This window comes from Pseudonocardia humida, assembly GCF_023898865.1.
GTDB lineage: Bacteria > Actinomycetota > Actinomycetes > Mycobacteriales > Pseudonocardiaceae > Pseudonocardia > Pseudonocardia humida.
The window spans coordinates 19106-38022 of sequence record NZ_JAGSOV010000039.1 but is presented as its reverse complement, the minus strand read 5'-3'; the positions used below and the strand labels follow the sequence as shown (position 1 = coordinate 38022).

General features: G+C 74.9%; 20 protein-coding genes. 12 read left to right on the top strand and 8 right to left on the bottom strand.

Annotated elements, in window-relative coordinates:
• Positions 1 to 19: 19 nt before the first annotated feature.
• Positions 20 to 1453 (bottom strand): CHASE3 domain-containing protein, encoded by a 1434-nt coding sequence (locus KDL28_RS18335; RefSeq protein ID WP_252440261.1) that lies wholly within the window; start codon positions 1451 to 1453, stop codon positions 20 to 22.
• 167 nt (positions 1454 to 1620) lie between these two features.
• Here KDL28_RS18335 and KDL28_RS18330 point away from each other — a divergent pair, with 167 nt between their 5' ends.
• Entirely contained in the window at positions 1621 to 1890 is a 270-nt protein-coding gene (locus KDL28_RS18330; RefSeq protein ID WP_252440259.1) for a hypothetical protein, read from the top strand.
• A gap of 112 nt (positions 1891 to 2002) precedes the next feature.
• On the top strand, positions 2003 to 2194 hold the full coding sequence (locus KDL28_RS18325; protein WP_252440257.1) for a hypothetical protein: 192 nt from the start codon (positions 2003 to 2005) through the stop codon (positions 2192 to 2194).
• A 70-nt stretch (positions 2195 to 2264) separates the two neighbouring features.
• Here KDL28_RS18325 and KDL28_RS18320 read toward each other — a convergent pair whose 3' ends face one another.
• A complete protein-coding gene (locus tag KDL28_RS18320; protein ID WP_252440255.1) occupies positions 2265 to 3437 on the bottom strand; it encodes a pyridoxal phosphate-dependent aminotransferase in 1173 nt (390 codons plus the stop codon).
• 413 nt (positions 3438 to 3850) lie between these two features.
• On the opposite strand from KDL28_RS18320, the gene KDL28_RS18315 reads away from it, so the two are divergent.
• The 5 genes from KDL28_RS18315 to KDL28_RS18295 all read left to right on the top strand — a co-directional run bounded on the left by KDL28_RS18315 (position 3851) and on the right by KDL28_RS18295 (position 8519).
• Positions 3851 to 4753, top strand: coding sequence for an MEDS and STAS domain-containing protein (locus tag KDL28_RS18315; protein ID WP_252440253.1), 903 nt, complete (start codon positions 3851 to 3853; stop codon positions 4751 to 4753).
• A gap of 5 nt (positions 4754 to 4758) precedes the next feature.
• Entirely contained in the window at positions 4759 to 5718 is a 960-nt protein-coding gene (locus KDL28_RS18310; RefSeq protein WP_252440251.1) for an ATP-binding protein, read from the top strand.
• A gap of 134 nt (positions 5719 to 5852) precedes the next feature.
• A complete protein-coding gene (locus tag KDL28_RS18305) occupies positions 5853 to 6740 on the top strand; it encodes a PfkB family carbohydrate kinase (RefSeq protein WP_252440249.1) in 888 nt (295 codons plus the stop codon).
• A 52-nt stretch (positions 6741 to 6792) separates the two neighbouring features.
• On the top strand, positions 6793 to 7695 hold the full coding sequence (locus KDL28_RS18300) for an aminoglycoside phosphotransferase family protein (protein ID WP_252440247.1): 903 nt from the start codon (positions 6793 to 6795) through the stop codon (positions 7693 to 7695).
• 119 nt (positions 7696 to 7814) lie between these two features.
• Entirely contained in the window at positions 7815 to 8519 is a 705-nt protein-coding gene (locus tag KDL28_RS18295; RefSeq protein ID WP_252440245.1) for an RraA family protein, read from the top strand.
• Positions 8520 to 8686: 167 nt separating this feature from the next.
• On the opposite strand, the gene KDL28_RS18290 is transcribed toward KDL28_RS18295, so the two are convergent.
• The 4 genes from KDL28_RS18290 to KDL28_RS18275 all read right to left on the bottom strand — a co-directional run bounded on the left by KDL28_RS18290 (position 8687) and on the right by KDL28_RS18275 (position 12301).
• A complete protein-coding gene (locus tag KDL28_RS18290; protein ID WP_252440243.1) occupies positions 8687 to 10147 on the bottom strand; it encodes an Nramp family divalent metal transporter in 1461 nt (486 codons plus the stop codon).
• A gap of 99 nt (positions 10148 to 10246) precedes the next feature.
• Complete coding sequence (locus tag KDL28_RS18285; RefSeq protein ID WP_252440241.1) at positions 10247 to 11032, bottom strand: alpha/beta hydrolase family protein; 786 nt, start codon at positions 11030 to 11032, stop codon at positions 10247 to 10249.
• Between the two features lie 45 nt (positions 11033 to 11077).
• Complete coding sequence (locus KDL28_RS18280) at positions 11078 to 12112, bottom strand: serine hydrolase domain-containing protein (protein WP_252440239.1); 1035 nt, start codon at positions 12110 to 12112, stop codon at positions 11078 to 11080.
• Between the two features lie 3 nt (positions 12113 to 12115).
• A complete protein-coding gene (locus KDL28_RS18275; RefSeq protein WP_252440237.1) occupies positions 12116 to 12301 on the bottom strand; it encodes a hypothetical protein in 186 nt (61 codons plus the stop codon).
• A 67-nt stretch (positions 12302 to 12368) separates the two neighbouring features.
• Here KDL28_RS18275 and KDL28_RS18270 point away from each other — a divergent pair, with 67 nt between their 5' ends.
• Entirely contained in the window at positions 12369 to 12701 is a 333-nt protein-coding gene (locus KDL28_RS18270) for a hypothetical protein (protein ID WP_252440235.1), read from the top strand.
• 323 nt (positions 12702 to 13024) lie between these two features.
• Here the strand turns inward: KDL28_RS18270 and KDL28_RS18265 are convergent, their stop codons facing one another.
• Complete coding sequence (locus KDL28_RS18265) at positions 13025 to 13543, bottom strand: winged helix-turn-helix transcriptional regulator (RefSeq protein WP_252440233.1); 519 nt, start codon at positions 13541 to 13543, stop codon at positions 13025 to 13027.
• A 91-nt stretch (positions 13544 to 13634) separates the two neighbouring features.
• On the opposite strand from KDL28_RS18265, the gene KDL28_RS18260 reads away from it, so the two are divergent.
• The 3 genes from KDL28_RS18260 (at position 13635) to KDL28_RS18250 (ending at position 16690) form a co-directional block, all read left to right on the top strand.
• The gene (locus tag KDL28_RS18260) at positions 13635 to 14147 is read left to right on the top strand and encodes a tautomerase family protein (protein WP_252440231.1); all 513 of its coding nucleotides are present in this window, start codon (positions 13635 to 13637) and stop codon (positions 14145 to 14147) included.
• Between the two features lie 201 nt (positions 14148 to 14348).
• On the top strand, positions 14349 to 15770 hold the full coding sequence (locus KDL28_RS18255) for a CurL C-terminal domain-containing protein (protein ID WP_252440229.1): 1422 nt from the start codon (positions 14349 to 14351) through the stop codon (positions 15768 to 15770).
• Positions 15771 to 15832: 62 nt separating this feature from the next.
• Positions 15833 to 16690 carry an MFS transporter gene (locus KDL28_RS18250; RefSeq protein ID WP_252440227.1) on the top strand — a complete coding sequence of 286 codons (858 nt, stop codon included), beginning with the start codon at positions 15833 to 15835 and terminating at the stop codon, positions 16688 to 16690.
• Positions 16691 to 16717: 27 nt separating this feature from the next.
• Here the strand turns inward: KDL28_RS18250 and KDL28_RS18245 are convergent, their stop codons facing one another.
• A complete protein-coding gene (locus KDL28_RS18245) occupies positions 16718 to 17755 on the bottom strand; it encodes a LacI family DNA-binding transcriptional regulator (RefSeq protein WP_252440225.1) in 1038 nt (345 codons plus the stop codon).
• A 143-nt stretch (positions 17756 to 17898) separates the two neighbouring features.
• Here KDL28_RS18245 and KDL28_RS18240 point away from each other — a divergent pair, with 143 nt between their 5' ends.
• Positions 17899 to 18810 (top strand): dihydrodipicolinate synthase family protein, encoded by a 912-nt coding sequence (locus tag KDL28_RS18240; RefSeq protein WP_252440223.1) that lies wholly within the window; start codon positions 17899 to 17901, stop codon positions 18808 to 18810.
• The last annotated feature ends 107 nt before the right edge of the window (positions 18811 to 18917 follow it).

Below are 18917 nucleotides of genomic sequence, written 5' to 3'. Positions count from 1 at the left end.
GTGCCTTCCTCGGCGTCGATTACGGCTCGTTCAACGCGGTCGTCACGGCGGATGTTCCGGCCGGGACCCCCGCCCCGGCGAAGGCCACGGCCCACTCCACGACGGTCCGGCCGCCGACGGCGGGCAGGATGCGGCACCGGGTCGCGTCGGACGGACTGCGCTCGGGGAGCCGGGCTACCTTCGGCCAGGCCGCGGTACCGCGCACGAACAGCCGCAGGCACGCGCGGTCGGCCGTGATCGACAGCTCGACCTCGACGTCGTCGGGGCCGCGGACCGCGCCGGTCAGCTCCTCGACGGTGGCCGCGAGCGCCGTGAGCAGGTGGTCCTCGACGTGCGCAGGCAGGTCGGGCGCCGCCCGGGGGCCCACGTGCAGCGCGGGGTGCACGCCCGCCAACGCCGGCGCCCTGGCCAGCTCCTCGGCGACGCGCGCGGCGAGCGCGTGCCCCGCCCCGGCCCCACTGCGCGGCCCGCCGACCGCGGCCGCCCGGACGTCGGCGATCGCCCGGTCGAGCTCCTCGACCGACCGGGCGAGGTCGGCGGCGAGCTCCGGGTGCCGGGCGCCGAGCGAGGTCAGCGTGGTCGTGACGGCGAACAGCCTGCGGACCGCGCCGCCGTGCAGGTCGGCGGCCACCCGGTCCGACTCGCGCTGCGCGGCCGCCCGCACGGCGGCGCCGCGGTGCTCGTCGAGCATGGTGCGCATCCGGTCGACGGCGGCGCCGAGCGCGGCCAGCTCCGCGGGGCCGTCGGCGGGGACGGGCCGGTCGAGATCGCCCTCGGCCACCCGCTCGACGGCGTCGATGAGCCTCCCGAGCGGGTCGCTCAGCGCGCGCCGCACGCCCAGCACCGCCAGCCCCGCGCCCAGCACGCCGAGCCCGACCGCGCCGCTCAAGACCCAGGTCAGCGTCGTGCCGACGGTCCGGACGCGCGCCGCGTCGGCCGCGATGCGCGCCTCGATGGCGGCGCGCAACCCGGCGACGTGGTCGCGCAGCCCGGCGGACAGCGGCGGACCCGGTGCCCTGACGACCAGGTCGTCGAGCCCGGCCTGGTCGTCCCGGGCGCGCAGCCCGATCGCCGGCTCGGCGACGGCGAGCCAGCGCCGGTGGCCGCCGAGCACGGCGTCGAGCCGGGCGAGCGCGTCGGGGTCGTCGACGAGCGCTCCGCGCAGCACCCGCTCCTGCTCGTCGAGCGACGCCGCGGCGTCCTGGTAGGGCTGCAGCAGCGCGGCCCGGCCGGTCAGCAGGTAGTCGCGGATGCCGGTCTCCTGGTCGACGAACGCGCGCTGCAGGCGCTCCACCGCGACCAGCGCGGGCAGCGCCCGCTCGGTGACCCGCGTGGTGGCGTCGTCGACCCGCGCCTGCGCGAACAGGGCCGCGGCGGCGGCCGCGACGAGCACCGCGGCCAGCCCGACCACCGCCAGCACGGCCCGGCGTCGCAGCGACGGGGATCCGGCCACGCGCCGACCATGCACGTCCCGCCGTGGCGGCACGACCGCCGTTCAGGGCCCCTGGTGATCACGCAGGGTGCCCGATCGGTCACGACCTCGAACCGGACGGGCACGGCGCACGTGTGTTCTACGTCACCGGCGGAGGGCGCCGGGGCGCGACGAGGGGGAGGACGACGATGGAGCGCACGACCTGCGATCCACTCACCGGCCGCGACCGGGCGATCCTGCGCGCGGTGGCGACCGGCACCGCCGAGCTGACCGGGGGCGCCGAGCCCGATCTGCTGCTCGACGGCCGGTATTGCTGCGACCAGGAGGCCGCGCACCGGCTGGCGCGGGCCGGTCTCATCGCCCCGACCGCGGTGCGCCCGGTGGGCCAGCGCGTCGCCGCGGTCGTGACGGCGGCCGGACTGCGGGCGCTGCGGGCCGCGGCACCGGCCGCCGCCTGAGCACCCGTCCGCATGAAGCTCCGCGTGGCCATTGCGCGGCCACCTGGATGAGGCACGATGGTCATGTGCCGTTCACGTCCGGGGTCCCCGGGTCCCGCCCGGCGGGCCCCCGGTGACCGAGCTCGCCGTCCGGCGGCTCCTGCAGAACCCCCTCGGCCACCCGGCCCCGCCGGGCAGCCGCGGCGACCTGGTGGCGGTCAGCGACGACCGGTGCACGATCTACCTGACGCCGGCCGAGTTCGAGACCGCCACCGAGTCCGAGCTGCGCTACCGACTCGCCCGCAAGGCGGCCGGCGCGGACTAGCCGCACGCCGCTGATCACCGTGCGCGGTGCACGAGCCGCGCCACAGCGGCTCCCGCACCACCGGCGGCGATCACCCGGTCAGATTCTCCAGCCGTTCGATCGCGGCCAGCAGTGTCTCGCGCCGCTTCGGGAACGCGAAGCGCAGCTTGCTCCGCCCGTGCTCGGCGTTCTCCGGGCGCCAGAACGAGACCGCGGGCACGCAGGACACCCCGATCTCGGTGATCAGCCTCCGGGCGAACGCGACGCCGTCTGCTGCCGGGTCGAGGCCTGCGGTGTCGCACAGCACGTAGTAGGAGCCCTCGGGGCGGCGCAGGTCGAAGCCGATCCGCTCCAGCGCGTCGCAGAGCAGGTCGCGGCGCTCGCGGTAGGCCGCGGCGAGGGCGGTGTAGTACTCGGGCGGCATCCCCATCGCCGTCACCCCCGCGGTCTGCAGCGGGGCGGGGGCGGCGATGGTGAGGAAGTCGTGCACCTTGCGGATGGCCGCGGTGAGCCCGGGCGGGGCCACGGTCCAGCCGACCCGCCACCCGGTCACCGCGTAGGTCTTGGACAGCGCGTTGACCGTGATCGTGCGGTCCTCCATGCCGGGAACGAGCGCCGGGGGCAGGTAGCCGCCCGGGCCGAGCTGGTGGATGTGCTCGTAGATCGAGTCGACCACCAGCACGGCGTCCCAGCGCCGGCACAGCTCGGCCAGCAGCGCCAGCTCCTCGGCGCGGTAGACCTTGCCGGTCGGGTTGTTCGGGTGGCAGAGGAACACCGCCTTGGTGCGCGGCCCGAACGCGGCGCGCAGCTCGGCCTCGTCGAACGACCAGTCGGGCTCGCGCATCCGCACCGGTCGGGGCACGGCGCCGGCCAGGATGGCGTCGGGCCGGTAGTTCTCGTACCAGGGCTCGAACAAGACGACCTCGTCGCCCGGATCGAGCAGCGCGAACGTCACCGCGACGAGGGCCTCGGTGGCCCCGCAGGTCACGCACAGCTCGGTCTCCGGGTCGATGGTCCACCCCGGGTAGGTGCGCGCGGTCTTCTCGGCGATCGCCGCGCGCAGCTCGGGCGTGCCGTAGGTCATCGGGTACTGGTTGTCGTCGGCCGTGATGGCCGCGCAGGCCGCCTCCTTGAGCTCGGGCGGGCACGGGAAGTCCGGGAAGCCCTGACCGAGGTTGATCGCCCCGTGCCGGGCGGCGAGGCGGAAGGTCTCCCGGATGACCGACTCGGTGAACGCGTCGGCCTTGGCGCTGGTGCGCGGCACCCGCCCTCCTCTGCGGTCGGTGCGCGGACGCGGCGCCCGCGGCCGCTCGACCGTTCCGCATCCCCGGGCGGATGTCGAGCCGACACCCGCCCGGGGGCGATCAGGGCGCCCCGGCGGGGCGCAGCCGCACCAGGGCGATCCGGCGCCGGACACCGACGGCGGCACGGATCGAGTGGAGCCGACGGGTGCCGTGCGGGCTATACCCCGGCCGTCGCGACCGGGGAGATCCCGTAGTCGGCGCTGCACACCCCAGCGCGAGCCCGGTGTGCCCGGTCACTGCACCCACCTGCCGATCCCGGTAACCCAGCGGTAGTAGCTGCGCATCACATCCGGTACCCTCCGGATTCACTTGATCACCCATGGTCATGACGGCCGCTCGCCGTTCCCCCCTCGTCCGGCACTGGTGGTACGGGATGACGCGCACGGTCGAGGACCTCGATCACGTCACCCACACCTGCCTCGTCCCGGACAGCGACGACCACGTCTGGGAGGTCACCGCGGCCTGGCTGGCCGGCGGTCTGGGCGCGGGCGAGCGCGTCATGTACTTCGAGGACCAGACCGCCGACGCGCTGCTCGGCAGGCTGACCGACGACCGCGTCCCGGTCGACCGGGCGCTGGCCGACGGCCAGTTCGTGCTGGTGCCCACCGAGCAGACCCGCGCCACGGTGTCCGCCCCGCTGGACCTGTTCGAGCGGATGATCGACGAGATGATCCGGGACACCGAGGCGGCGGGGTGGCCGGGCCTGCGGCTGGCCGGGGAGAACGTCAACGTCCAGCTCGGGATGGGCGTGGACGCGGTCGTCGCGTACGAGACCGTGGTCGACCGGCTGCTGCGGGAGCACCCCATCGCCCGGCTGCTGTGCCGCTTCGACCCGCTCGTCTTCGACACCGCCGCGATGGCCGCGGTGCGCGAGGTGCACACCAGCGAGCTGGTCACCCGGTCGCTCTACGACGACGGGCTGCTCCGGGTCACCCGAACCGGCCCGGTGGCGCTGCGGCTGGCCGGGGAGGCCGACCACAGCAACCGCACGGTGATCCGCCGGTTCCTGGACGCGACGCTCGACCAGGCGCTGCGGTCGGAAGCGGCGCACAACGACATCACGCTCGACCTCTCGTCGCTGCGGTTCGTCGACGTCTCCGGGGCGGTCGGGCTGGTGCACACGGCCGAGGAGTTCCCCGACAGCCACCGCCTCGTGCTGACCGGCGTGCGCCCGCGCGTGGCCCGCGCGCTGGAGCGCTGCGGCGCCCCGGCGGCGCGGCAGCTGACGATCGAGCCGCGCTGGACCGAGCCGGTCGCCCCCGGGGGCCGCGGGTGACCCACGTGTCCGAGCCGCTGTCCGCTCCCTCCGCAGGCACCCCGTGCGCGGCGCCGCGGCACGCCGCCGCCTTCTTCGCGTCGCCTGCGGCGCTGGTGGCGCAGATCGTGCCGGTGGTGCGCGCCGGGCTCGACCGCGGCGTCCCCGTCGCGCTGGCCCTCCCCCCGGAGATCGCCCGCGCCGTCGGCGCCGCGCTGGGCGGTCTGGACCGGGTGACCGTGCTCGATCACCCCGACGACCCGGCCGGGCGCTGCGGGCAGACGATGGCCGTGCGCCTGGCCGCGCGGCTGCGCGAGCTCGCGGGCGACGGGCCGGTGAGCCTGGTCGCCGCGCACGACAGCCGGTTCGACGGCCCGGACGGCCGGTTCTGGGTCGAGCTGGAGGCCGCCTTCAACGTCGTGCTGGCCGGCACGGCGAGCGACCTGCGCTGCTTCTACCCCGAGCAGCCGCTGCACCGCGCGGTCACCGACGGCACGCTGCGCAACCACCCCGCCCTCGTGCTGGACGGCGAGCTGCGCCCCAACCCGCTGCACCGCCCACCGCGCGAGGTGCTCGCCGAGATCCCGGTCCCCCCGCCCGCCCTGCTCGGCCCGCCCGACCTGGTGCTGGTGGTGGAGTCCGCGCGGCTCAGCGACATCCGCGGCCGGGTCGAGGCGGCCCTGATCGGGGCGGGCTACGCCCGGGCCCGGGCCGAGGACGTCGTGTTCGCGGTCAACGAGATCACCACGAACGCGGTGCACCACGGTGCCCCCCCGGCCGAGCTGCACATGTGGGTCGTCGAGCGCGCCTGCGTCTTCGAGGTGCACGACCGCGGCCGCCTCGACGACCCGCTGCCGGGCCTGCGCCCGCCCGTCTCCACGCAGCGCTCGGGCTGGGGCGTGTGGATCGCCCGCCAGACCTGCTCGGCGCTGCACGTGTGGAGCGACCGCCACGGCACGCACGTCCGCATGCACACCGCGGCCTGACCGGCGCTCAGCCGGGCGACCGCGGGCCGCGGAACCGGGCCGCGGGCATCCCCCCTGATCAGATCAACCGCGCCGGCGCCGCCATCCCGACCGCATCGCACGGTGATCCGCGCGCGGGCGGGTAACCGATGGGCATGGACGTGGTGGTGGTCGGTCAGCTCGCCCGCGACCTGGTGCTGCGGGTGCCCCGGCTCCCGGACGCCGGCTCAGCGGCCGACGTGCGCGAGCGCCGCGAGGTCCTGGGCGGGAAGGGCGCGAACTGCGCGGTCGCCGTGGCCCGCGCGGGCGTGCGCGTCGGGCTGCTGGCCGTGGCCGGTTCCGACGAGGTGGCCGACCGGCTGCTCGCGCAGGCCGCCGACGACGGGGTCGACACCCGCCACGTCGTCCGGCGCCCGGACACCGCGACCGGCCTGATCGTCGAGGTCCTCGAGGACGACGGGCGCTGGCGCTACCTGCAGCACCTGCCCGACGCCGTCCTGCTGACCCCCGACGACGTGCGCCCGGCCGAACCGGCCGTGGCCGGTGCGCGGGCGGTCGTGCTGCAGGCCCAGCAGCCCGGCGCGGCGCTGCTGCGGTGCGCCCGGGTCGCCGCGACCGACGCCCTCGTCGTGCTCGACGGCGCCCCCGAGCCGGACGCGCGGGCCGCGCTGCTGGCCGCGGTGGACGTCCTGCGCGCCGACCCCGCCGAGGCCGCCCTGCTGCTGGACGAGGACCTGGCGACCGACGACGTCGAGCGGGTCCGCGCGGCCGCGCACCGGCTGCTCGACACCGGACCGTCGGTCGTCGCGCTGGGGGTCGAGGGCGCGGGCAACGTCGTGGCCTGGGCCGACGGCGAGCTGTTCGTCCCGTTCGACGACACGCCGGTCGTCGACACCACCGGTGGCGGCGACACGCTGACGGCCGTCCTCACCGTCGCCCTCCTCGACGGCGACGACCCCGGTCGGGCCCTGCGGCGTGCGGCAGAGGCCACCGCGGGCACCGTCTCGCACGCCGGCGGGCGCCCCGCCCCGCACGGCCGCTGACGCGCCGAATTCGGGCGACCCGGACCCGGTCGCCGGGGCAGGATCGTCGACGGTGGACCGCGAGGAGATCGACGCCGCGCTGGCGGCCCGGCTGGTCGCCGCGCAGTTCCCGCGCTGGGCGGACCTGCCGGTGCGCCCCGTCGAGGTGGGCGGGTGGGACAACCGCACGTTCCGCCTCGGCTCCACCATGTCGGTGCGGCTGCCCACCGCCGAGGGCTACGTCGCGGCCGTGGCCAAGGAGCACGACTGGCTGCCGCGCCTGGCTCCCCACCTGCCGGTGGCGGTGCCCGAGCCGCTCGCGCTGGGCGCGCCGGGCCAGGGGTACCCGTGGCCGTGGTCGGTGCGGCGGTGGATCGAGGGGCGCCCGGCCGCCCCGGGCCGCATCGGCGATCCGGTCGTCTTCGCCCGCGACCTCGCCGCCTTCCTGCGCGCGCTGCGCCGCGTCGAGGCCACCGGCGGCCCGCTCGCCGGCGCCCACAGCTTCCACCGGGGGGGCGATCTGCGCGTCTACGACGCCCAGACCCGGACCGCCCTGCAGGCGCTGCGCGATCGGGTCGACACCGATCTGGCGCTCGCGGTCTGGGAGAGCGCCCTCGCCGCCCCCTGGACGGGCCCGCCGGTGTGGTTCCACGGCGACGTCGCCGCGGGCAACCTCCTGGTCGACGGGGCCGACCGGCTCACCGCCGTGATCGACTTCGGCACCAGCGGGGTCGGCGACCCCGCCTGCGACCTGGTGGTCTGCTGGACCCTGCTGGGCGGGGCGGCGCGGGCGGAGTTCCGCGAGGCGGTGCCGGCCGACGACGCGATGTGGGCGCGCGGGCGCGGCTGGGCGCTGTGGAAGGCGCTGATCACGATGGCCCCCGGCGGCCCGGGGTCGGTGGCCCCGGACGCAGACGCGCACGCCGGTGTGGTGCGCGACGTGCTCGCCGAGCACCGCGCGGCGCACGGCGGCTGAGCCGCGTACGTTCGGGCCTACCCGATCTCGCGGCGAGGGAGAGCCATGAGCGAGCTTGCGCGCGAATCATCGGCACTGCGTCCGCGCGAAGCGCCGACCGAGCGCAGCGAGGGAGAGCGATGAGTCGTTGGCACCCCGACCAATGGCTCATCGAGCACGACGTCCCCCGCCCGCCGGCCGAGCTGGTGCGGGAACTGGCCCGCTACCCGACGACCCAGATCGCCGACAGCGGCGCCCCGGTCGGCGTGGTCGGTCCCGGCATCACCGCGCTGACGTCGGCGACCGAGATCTGCGGTCCGGCGGTGACCCTGTGGACCAAGCCCGGCGACATCCTGTTCGTGCTCAAGTCCCCCGACCTGGTCGGCGCGGGCGACGTCGTGGTGATCGACGGCGGCGGCCACACCGACGCCGCGCTGATCGGCGACATCATCGGCGGGGCGATCCGCGCGCGCGGCGGCGTCGGCCTGGTGGTGGACGGCGCGGTGCGCGACCTGGACGGGCTGCGGGAGGTCGGGCTGCCCACCTTCGCCCGCGGCACCCATCCCGCCACCCGCTCCAACGAGGGCCCGGGCGCGTTGAACGTGGTGGTCCAGCTCGGCGGGGTCGTGGTGGCCCCGGGCGACATCATCCGCGCCGACAGCAGCGGCATCGTGGTCGTCCCGGCCCGGCACGCGGCCGTGGTGCTGGAGCGGACGCGCGCGGTCGCGGAGAAGGAGGAGGGGTGGCGCCGCGAGATGGCCGGCGGCGCCTCGATCGCCCAGGTGCTCGGCATCGACGCGCGGATCGCCGAGCTGGGCGGCGCGGACCCGGACGCCGCCGGGTAGCCCCGGCGGCCGCCGGGCCGCGCCGCGGCCCGCGCAGCCCCCCGTCGCGGAAGCGCAGGCAGGACGACCACCCCGCGGCCACCCCGCTGGTGGGGGGGCGGGGGCGCCCCGGGCGCCCCCGGGGGCCCCCCGGCGCCCCCGCCCCCCCCCCGCGGCCCGCGCAGCCCCTACCCGCCGAAGAGCTTGGCCAGCTGGTCGCGGAAGGTCAGCGCCGACAGCACCCCGAACAGCAGGATCGACCAGACCAACCCGGCCAGCCGCCACCCGCGCACCCGGATCGGGGCGGGCAGCACCTTGCGGTTGATCAGGATCAGCAGCCCGGAGTAGATGAACATCATGAACCCGCCGACCACCGCGGACACGATCACCAGCGCGAGCGGCTGGGTGAACCCGGCCAGCAGCACGGCGATGCCGATGAACACCAGACCCCAGACCAGCCCGGCGTAGATCTTGCTCTCGTTGGCGTCGCGGGCGTAGGAGGTCGTGATGACGTCGGCGGCGAGCCGGCTGGTGTAGTCGACGATGCCCAGCGCGGCGGCGAACAGCGACAGCGCCCCGACGAACCAGAAGAAGTACTGGAACCAGGGGCCCACCCGCTCGCCGAGCACCTCGCCCTCTGTCCGGATGAAGCTGATGTTGTTGCTCAGGTCGGACTGGCCGAACACCGTGGCGTAGGCCAGCAGCGAGGTGAACAGGATCGTCAGGAACGTGATCAGCACGAACGTCGTGAGCTGCTCGACGTTGGCGAAGCGCCACCACCCGTGCCAACGCTTCATGTTGCCCTCGTCGGGCAGGAAAACGTAACCGGTGCTCGGTATCGCCTCCGGCTCGCCGGTGATCGGGCTGACCAGCCGCGGGATGTACTTGCCCATCCCGAAGCCCTTGTCGCGGATCCAGTTGGCCTGCACGAGGTTCTGCCCGCCGCCGGCGCCGGCGAAGGCCAGCGCCCCGAGCAGCGTGGCGAAGCCGAGCTGCTCGGCGGGGATCTGCGGGTTGGTCACGACCTGGGGCAGGTCGCGCCAGGCCGGGGCGCCGATCGCGAAGATCGCGCCGACCACGAACAGCAGCACGACCGCGGCCACCTTGACCATCTGCGCGCGCTCGAGCGCCACGTAGATCACCGGGGCCAGGGTGAGGATCAGCCCGATCGCCAGGAGCATGCCGATGGCGATCCACACGGCGTCGCCGCCGAACATGTAGGTGACCAGGGTGGCCGAGCTGGTGGCCCAGCCGGGCCAGAGGTTCGCGAAGTAGGTCAGGATCGCGAAGACCAGGCCCCAGTGCCGCCAGTACCGGCTGAAGCCGGTGAGCGCGGTCTCGCCGGTGGCCAGGGCGTAGCGCTCGATCTCCATGTTGAGCACGTACTGGGTGAGCAGCCCGACGATCGCCGCCCACACGAACACCAGCCCGACCTGGGAGGCGATGTAGGGGAACAGGAGGAACTCGCCGGAGGCGAGGCCGACCCCGGCGGCCACGATGCCGGGCCCGATCAGCCGCCAGTACGACCGGGGCGCGTCGGGTAGATCGCGCAACGTGGGCGGTGGCAGGTGGCGCGCGGGGAAGGCCGCGACGACCTCGTCCCCACCGCTGCTGCCGCCGAAGACCTCCGGACCACCGGGCTTCGCCATGCGTCCCCCTTCACGCCGTCGCTGGCAGGAGACCGTACGTCGGGACGGGACCCGTCACGACCGCCGGGAGAAGTGATCTTGGGGGGCCGATCGGGTGATCTATCCCGTGGGCGCCAGTCGCGCCGCCGGGCTCGCCGACCGGGCCGCCAGCCCGGCGGCCACGGCCCGCAGCGCGTCGGCGCGCTCGAGCAGGCCCAGGTGCCCGCCACCGACCTCGACGTTGCGCGCGCCGTGGTCCAGCGACGCCCGCCACGGCACGACCCGGTCGCCGCGGGTGTACACGGAGGTGAACGGCACCTGCACCGGCGCGCGCAGGGCGTCGCGGAACTCGGCGCAGCACGGTCCCCGCATGCAGTCGAGGGTCGCGATGCCGGGCAGCCCGAGGCTGCCGACCGCGCCGATCGCGGTGGCCGCGGCGATCATCGACGGGCTCATCCTGGCCATGTCGAACGGCGCCCCCAGCGCCACCAGGGCGCGCACGGGCGCACCACCGACGGTGGCGACCCGGGAGAACTGGGCGCCGCGGCTGTGCGCCACGACCCGGACGCCGTCGCCCTCGTCGGCCCGCTCGATCACCGCGCGCAGGCGCTCCACGCTGCGCCCGCCGCACCCGGTGCCGATGCCCGCCGTGTGCACCGTGGCCCGGTAGCCGAGGCGCTCGACCCAGTCGCGCATGGTCCGCAGGCCGAACGGCGTGGTGCCGAACCCACCCACGATCACGACGGGCCCGCTGCCGAGCCAGCGCTCGTCCACGGTGGCGGGCCGCTCGGGACGCCCGGTGACCGCGCCGGCCAGCGCGGTCAGCCGCCCGCACACGTCGGCGACGGCGGTCAGCGCCGCGGTGACCGGGACCTCGGCCATGGACTGCACGCTGGGTATCGACATGATCCTCCTCCTGCCGATCATGCGAGTACCCCTGGCGCGGCGGCCCTACCCCGCGATCTCCGTCGCACCGCGGGGGATCGCGGCCGACACCGCCGCGAGCAGGTCGGCGACGTCGTCGCCCCAGTGCGAGGCCACGACGAGCTCGCGCGCCGGGTCGACCCACAGCAGGTGGCGGCCGCGGTTGCCGCGGGCGGCGCGGCCGGTGCTCGGCGCGGCCGGCAGCACCCGGCCCCCGTCGTTGAGCCACCAGAGCAGGCCGTAGTCGGGCCGGACCGGGCACGGCGCCCAGCTCTCGTCGAGCCAGCGCGCGGACAGCACGCGGCGCCCGTCCCAGCTCCCGCGCCGCCGGACGAGCTCGCCGACCAGTGCCAGGTCGGCGGCGCTGATCCACAGCCCGCCGCCCCAGTGCGCCCCGCCGCTGACCACCCGCAGGTCGCCGAGGCGGGATCCGGCGTACCCGTGCCAGGACCAGCTGCGGGTGGCACCGATCGGATCGGTGACCCGCTCGCGCAGGACGTCGGGCAGCTCGCGGCCCAGCAGCGCGGTCAGCGCCAGGGCGAGCAGGTTGACCCGGACGTCGTTGTAGGCCCACGAGGTGCCCGGCGGGCCCGGCTCCCCCACCGACTGGGCGTCGGCGGTGTCGGGCTTGCCCCACACCGTCCCGCGCCAGCCGCTGGTCTGCTGGAGCAGGTGCCGCCAGGTGATCGCGTGCGCCGGCGGCACGCGGAACTCGGGCAGCGCCACGGCGTCGCGCACGGCGTCGTCGAGCCGGAGCAGCCCGTCGTCGAAGGCGACGCCGGCGACCAGCGACAGGAAGGTCTTGGTCACGCTGAACGCCATCTCCACGGTGGTGGGATCGCCCCACTCGGCCAGCACCCGGCCCCGGTGGACGACCACGCCGCTGGCCCCGCGACCGGCGCGGAGGGGGCCGACGACCGCGCGGTGGCTGCGGTCGACCACCTGGGCGGCGAGGTAGGCGGGCATGTCGGCGATGCCGGCGGTGGGCCGGGCCGCCTGCGCCCGCGCGGCCCGGGTGATCGCGGCCAGGTCGACGCCGGAGTGGTCGGGCTCGGTGGGCACCGCTCAGGTCCGCCGGACGATGCCGGTGAACCCGGTGACGAACAGCGCGCCGACGCACCCGTCGCCCCAGCCGTGCATGGTGTCGGCGTCGAGCAGCTCGCCCTCGGCCGTGCCCGCCAACAGGTCGAGCCGAGTGCCGGCGCGCAGGTGCGCGGCCAGGCGTTCGGCCACCGTGCCCGTGCTGTCCACCACCGGTCACCGTAGGGCGTCCACGACGGGCGGCCGCTGTCGGTCGCAGGCCGTAGCATCGCCGGCCATGTCACTGTCCGTCAGGTCACCTTCGACGCCGACGACCCCTACCGACCGCAAGTACCTGTTGACTGGTGGTCTGGCGCGGTGCGGAGTGTGTGGTCATCGTCTGGTCGGCGCGGTCAAGAAGTTCAAGAACCACAGCGCACCGCACCTTCAGCGCCACCCGACCGCGGGCGGGCGGGGATGCACCGGAACGTTGTTGCTGGCGGCAGAGACGCACGTGGTGACGTTGTTGTGGGCCGAGTTGGACAAGCCCGAGTTCCTGGACGCGGTCGCGGCGGATGAGCGTAAAGCCGATCCCTCCCCGCAGCACCCAAGACGATCAACGGCCGAGTGAATTCCCTGGTGCCGTGGAGTGCGAGCAGCCACACCTCGACATCGGCTGCGGGGATCGACTGCAGGGCTTGCTCGCCAGCTCGGCGGTGGGTTCCTCGGCCGCGCTGTCGCGGCGCCCGCCCGCGCTGCTCGGGGTGTGCGCGAGCGCTCAGTACGTGCTGGCCGCGATCGCCGGCGGGCCGGCGGTCAGCGGGTTCGCGAGCGTCGCCGGCTGGTTCCATGACACCGACTCGGTAGCCGGGTTCTACGGCGGCCCCGACGGGGTGCGCCACAGCCCGGACACCGCGGCCGTGGCCGCCGACCACGTCCTGGCCACCGGCCAGGTCAGCACCGTGCCGGCCTACCGGGGCCGGATTCGCTCCCGGACCGGTGTACCGCGCGCGTGTCGCGAGCGCCCAACCCCTTGTGCCCGGCGGTGCAGCGCAGCTCCGCGCGCACGGGGCGGCCGCAATCCCGGTGCTCGATGAGCACGCTCGGCCCGGTCGGATCGGCGAGGTGGGCGTCGCCCCACTGCATCAGGGCGACCAGGATCGGGAACAGCTCGCGGCCCCGGTCGGTGAGCCGGTACTCCTCACGTACCCGGCTACCCGGGTCCCGGTACGGGGACCGCACGAGGATGCCGTGCTCGACCAGGGTGGCGAGCCGGGCGGCCAGCAGGTTGCGCGCGACGCCGAGGCGGGCCTGGATGTCGGCGAACCGCCGCACGCCGTAAAAGGCCTCGCGCAGCACGAGCAGCGTCCACCTCTCCCCCACCACCGCCAGCGTGCGGGCGACGGAGCAGGGGTCGATCTCAGGATCGGGCCGCGCCGCGTCGGCACGGCCGGCCCGAGCGCGATCCGCCATGCGCCGAGCCTACCTGGGTTGACAGTCCGAACCCAGCCGAGCACAGTGCACCTGCGTTGCGTAAGTAAACTCAGATGCTCGGGGAGCCCGCATGCCCATGCTCGACGTCCACATCCCCGCCGGCGCGCTCGATGACGACGCCGAGCGGGAACTGCTGGCCACCCTCACCGACATCGTGCTCACCTGGGAGGGCGCCGATCCCGGCGACCCGGCCGCGCAGGCCGCGGCCTGGTTGTTCCTGCACCGCCCCGCCCTGGTCACCGTGGGCGGCCGGGAACCTGCCAACCCGCGCTACAAGGTCATCGCGACAGTCCCCGAGGGCCAGTGGGATCCCGAGCGACGCGCCGGCGTGGTCGCTGCGGTGACCGAAGCCGTCCTCGACGCCGAACGCGGATCGCGTCCGCGCGACCCCCGCCGGGTCTGGGTGTTCCCCACCGAGGTCCCGGAGGGCACGTGGGGCGCCGGTGGGCAGATCCACCCGCTGTCCGCCATCGCCGACCGCCTGCTCGGGGATCCCACCGCAGCCGCCGAGTACGCCCACGACCGCCTGCGCCGCGCCCGCGCCGAACGCGCGGGCGAGCCCGCCGAACCCGTCTCCGGCTGACGGTCACCGGCGCCGCCTCCGGTGTCGGCCAGGCAGTCCCCACCCACGGCGAGAGTCACGGCGAGATCGAGCACGACGATGCGGGCGGCCTCGGTCAACAACACGCCACTGGCGTGGGACACGCCCCCGGTTGCGGCGGTGTCGACGACCGGGCGCGGGTGAACCCACTACTCTTGCTCACCTGAGAGGTGCTCCTGGTTCGTGCACGCCGTGCTGCGCGGCACGGCGGTCAACAACGACGGCCGCGCCAAGGTCGGCTTCGGCGCGCCCGGCGTCCGCGGGCAGGCCGAGGTCGTGCGCACCGCCCACCTCGTCGCGGGCGTGCGGCCCGACGAGATCGGCTACGTCGAGGCGCACGGCACGGCGACCCCCTTCGGCGACCCGATCGAGGTCGCGGCGCTCACCGAGGCGTTCGGCCCGGATGCGGGCCCGTGCCGGATCGGCTCGGTCAAGTCCAACATCGGCCACGCCGACGCCGCTGCCGGGATCGTCGGCCTGATCAAGACCGTCCTGTGCGTCGAGCACGGCGCGCTACCGGCCAGCCTGCACTTCACCGAGCCGAACCCGGAGATCGACTTCGCGTCGTCGCCCTTCGTGGTCAACGACCGCACCCGCCCCTGGACCACGGACGGGCGGCCCCGGATCGCGGGCACCCACGCCACCGGCGTCGGTGGCACCAACGCGCACGCGGTCGTGGCGCAGGCCCCGCCCGCCCCCGAGCCCGGCCCGGCCCGGCCCGTGCAGCTGCTGGCGCTGTCCGCCCGGACGCCGAGCGCGCTCGACCGGACCGCGCTGCGGCTGGCCGAGCACCTGGAGCGGCACCCCGACGCCGTGCTCGCCGACGTCGCCTGGACGCTGCAGACCGGGCGCACCGCTCACCCGCTGCGCCGGTTCGTCGTGGCGGCCGAAGCCGCCGAGGCCGTCACCGCCCTGCGCGGCGAGCACCCCGCCCTCCCGGTGTCCACCGCGGCGGACGCGGGGCTGCTGTTCGAGTTCGACGACGACCCGTGGCCCCCTCCCGGCGCGGGCGCGCAGCTGCACGCCACCGAGCCCGCGTTCCGCGCCGCGCTCGACGAGGTGGCCCAGACGGCCGTCCCGGTGCTGGGCGCCGACCTTCGGGACGCCCTGCTCTCCCCCGCCCCCGCGCTCACGGCGTCGATCGGTCCGGTCGCCGTCTTCGCCCTGGAGTACGCGACCGCCGCGCTGCTGACCTCGTGGGGCGCGGCGCCTGCGGCCGTGGCCGGGCGGGGGGTCGGCGCGCACACGGCGGCCTGCCTCGCCGGGGCGTCCACGCCGGCCGCCGCCGTCCGCCTGCTGGCCGCACCCGACCGGCCCGCCGCCGACCCGTGGGCCGCCCCACCCGGCCACCGGTACCTGCCGGTGACCGTCGGACCCGGCCGGACCGGACCGGACGGGTCCGCCGCCGCAGGAGCCCGCGCCCTCGCGACGGCCGCGGGCCGGCTGTGGGCCGCGGGCGCGCCGGTGGACTTCGCGGCGATGCACTCCGGCGAGCGCCGGCGTCGGGTGCGCCTGCCCACCTACCCGTTCGAGCGCACGACCCACCTGCTGACGCCCGACCCCGCGGACCGGACCGCCGACGGACCGCCGGCCCGGTCCGGATGACCCGCGCCGGCCCACGCTCCACCGGATGAGAGGACACACCCCATGCCCTGCCGAGCCCCCCGATGACGCTGCGCTGGAGGCCGAACCTGCGAGCCAGCCTGTGGAACGTCGCCGACTTCCGCGACCTCTGGCTGTCCCAGACCGTCAGCCTGGTCGGCACCGGGATCACGCTGCTGGCCCTGCCGCTGGTGTCGCTGTTCCTGCTGGACGCCTCGCCGTTCGAGATCAGCCTCCTGTGGGCGGTGGAGTACCTGCCGATCCTGCTCGTCGGGCTGCCCGCGGGGGCGTGGGTGGAGCGGCTCCCGCTGCGCCTGGTCATGGTCGTCGCCGACGTCGGGCGCGCGCTGGCGCTGCTGGTGGTGCCGCTCGCCGTGTGGCTGGACGTGCTGTCCATGCCCCTGATGTACGCGGTGGCCTTCTGGATCGGCCTCGGCACGCTCTTCTTCGACGTCGCCCAGCTGTCCATCCTCCCCGAGCTGGTGGAGGAGCGGCGGCTCGTCGACGCCAACGGCAAGCTGGAGGTCTCCCGCTCGCTGGCCCAGGTCGGCGGCCCGGGCATCGGTGGTGTCCTGGTGCAGCTGCTGACCGGTCCGCTGGCCCTGCTCGCCGACGCCGTGACCTACCTGACCTCGGCGTACTTCGTGCTCCGCATCCGCAAGCCGCCACGGCGCGACCGCCCGGTCGAGCGGATGGACCTGCGTCGGGAGATCCGCGAGGGGATCCGGTTCGTGTTCGGCCACTCCAAGCACCTGCACATCTTCACCGCGCCGATCAACGTCTCGGCCAAGCGCTACCCGAAGGCCCTCGGCCCGCTCCGGGTGATGACCCCGGCGGGAAGCCGATCGACTCGCTGCGTAAGGGGCAGCAGCACTACTCGGGCGTCTACTGTCCGCAACGATGCAGACGCACGTCTCCTATGAGTCTCGACTCGAGCTGTCCCGCCTGCTCTACGCGGACTTCGACGTCGCGGTGACGGGCAGCGGGCGCCCGCTCTGACCGGGAGCGCTCGTCGACCTGCGCGGGATGAGGGTGGGTGCGGCGATGAGGGTGCGGGGCGGGTTGCCGTTGCCGGCGTCGTGGAGGAGGTCGAGCGCGCCGAGGGCGATCGGCTGGAAGGGGACGCGGACGGTGGTGAGGGGGACGGGGAGTCGGCTGACGATGGGGATGTCGTTGTAGCCGACGAGGGACAGGTCCTCGGGGATGCGCAGGCCGAGGTTGTGGGCGGCGGCCATGACGCCGATGGCGGTGTTGTCGTTGACGGCGAAGATGGCGGTGGGCGGGTCGGGGTGGTCGAGCAGGGTGCGGCCGGCGGTTTCGCCGGCTTCCATGGAGAAGGAGTCGCCCGCCAGCAGGGTGTCGTCGATGGGCACGCCGGCTTCGGCGAGGGCATTGCAGTAGCCGGCGTGGCGGTCGCGGGCGCTGGAGGCGTACGAGGGGCCACAGACCAGGCCGATCCGGCTGTGGCCGAGGTCGAGCAGGTGGCGGGTGGCGAGGTGGGCGCCGAGGCGGTCGTCGCCGAGCGATGCGGCACTGGTGCCGTTGGTGCGCAGGGCCAGTACGTGCGGGATCGCGGCACCCGCCTGCCCCAGCGGGGTTGGAGCATCGATGCGGGCGGTGGTGAGGATCAGCCCGTCCACGCGGCGGCGGACCAGTGACTCGACGGCGACCCGTTCGGTCTCGGGCTGATCGTCGGTGGTAGCGACCACGGCGAACAGCCCGCGGCTAGCGGCCGCTGCGGCGATCTCCTCGTAGAACACGGCCATGACCGTGTCGGTCAGGCGCGGGACGACCACGCCGACGGTGCTGGTCCCCACCCGCCGCAGCCCGGATGCCAGGGGGTCGCGGACGTAGCCGAGCTCGGCCACGGCCTGCCGGACCCGCTCGGCGGTCGCGCTGTGCGAGCGGGGCAGGCGCTCGTCGAGCACCCGGGACACCGTCGACTTGCTCACCCCGGCCGCCCTGGCCACGTCCACGATCGTCACCACGGTCGACAGCATACCGGAAGGGGAACGTTCCCGGGAACGATCTTGGCACATCCCCTTGACTGCTTGCGTCGCGCATCGCAGACTTGGGAACGTTCCCGCAACCGTTCCTAACGCGACGCTCAGACACTCGAAGGGCCAACGACATGTCTCTCGATCTCCGCGGATTGAACCCGGCGCCGGTCACCCCGTTCACCCCGGACGGCGACGTCGACCACGCCGCCATGGCCGGCCTGGGAAAATGGCTGGCCGGACACGACGGCGTGAAGAGCCTGGTCGTACTGGGCCACGCCGGTGAGGGCACCTTCCTCACCCAGGACGAGCAGGTCGCCCTGGTCCGCAATCTGGTCGCCGAGGTCGCGGTGCCGATCATCGCCGGGATCACCGGTGAGGGCACCAAGGTCGCCGTCGAGGAGGCCAAGCGCGCCGTCGACGCCGGTGCCTCGGCCGGTTTGGTCTACCCCTCGCACGGCTGGCTGCGCTTCGGCTACCAGGCCGGCGCCCCGCAGGACCGCTACAAGGCCATCTTCGAGGAGACCGGCCTGCCGCTGATCCTGTTCCAGTACCCGGACAACACCAAGGCCAACTACAACCTCGACACCCAGCTCGAGATCGCCGCCCAGCCCGGCGTGTTCGCCACCAAGAACGGCGTGCGCAACATGCGCCGCTGGGACACCGAGATCCCGGTGCTCCGCCGTGAGCAGCCCGGTCTGCAGATCCTGTCCTGCCACGACGAGTACCTGCTGCACACCATGTTCGACGTCGACGGGCTGCTGGTTGGCTACGGCGGTCTCGCGCCCGAGCCGCTGCTCGAGCTCATTGCCGCTGGCAAGGCCCACGACTACAACGCCGCCCGCAAGGTGCACGACCGCCTGCTGCCGGTCACCAGGGCCGTCTACCACCGCGGCTCGCACATGGAGGGCACCGTCGCCCTCAAGATCGGCCTGCGCACCCGCGGCATCCTGCCCAACGCCGTCGTCCGCTCGCCGCTGGCCGACCTCACGCCCGAGGCCGAGCAGGAGATCGCCGACGCCATCAAGGCCGCCCAGCTCGCCTGAGCTGGTGTGACGGACCACAAGACGACAACACCACACGGCCTCCGGTCGGGTCACCCCCGAGCGGAGCAGGGCAGGATCGACGTGCATCGCGTCCACCTGCTCGCCCC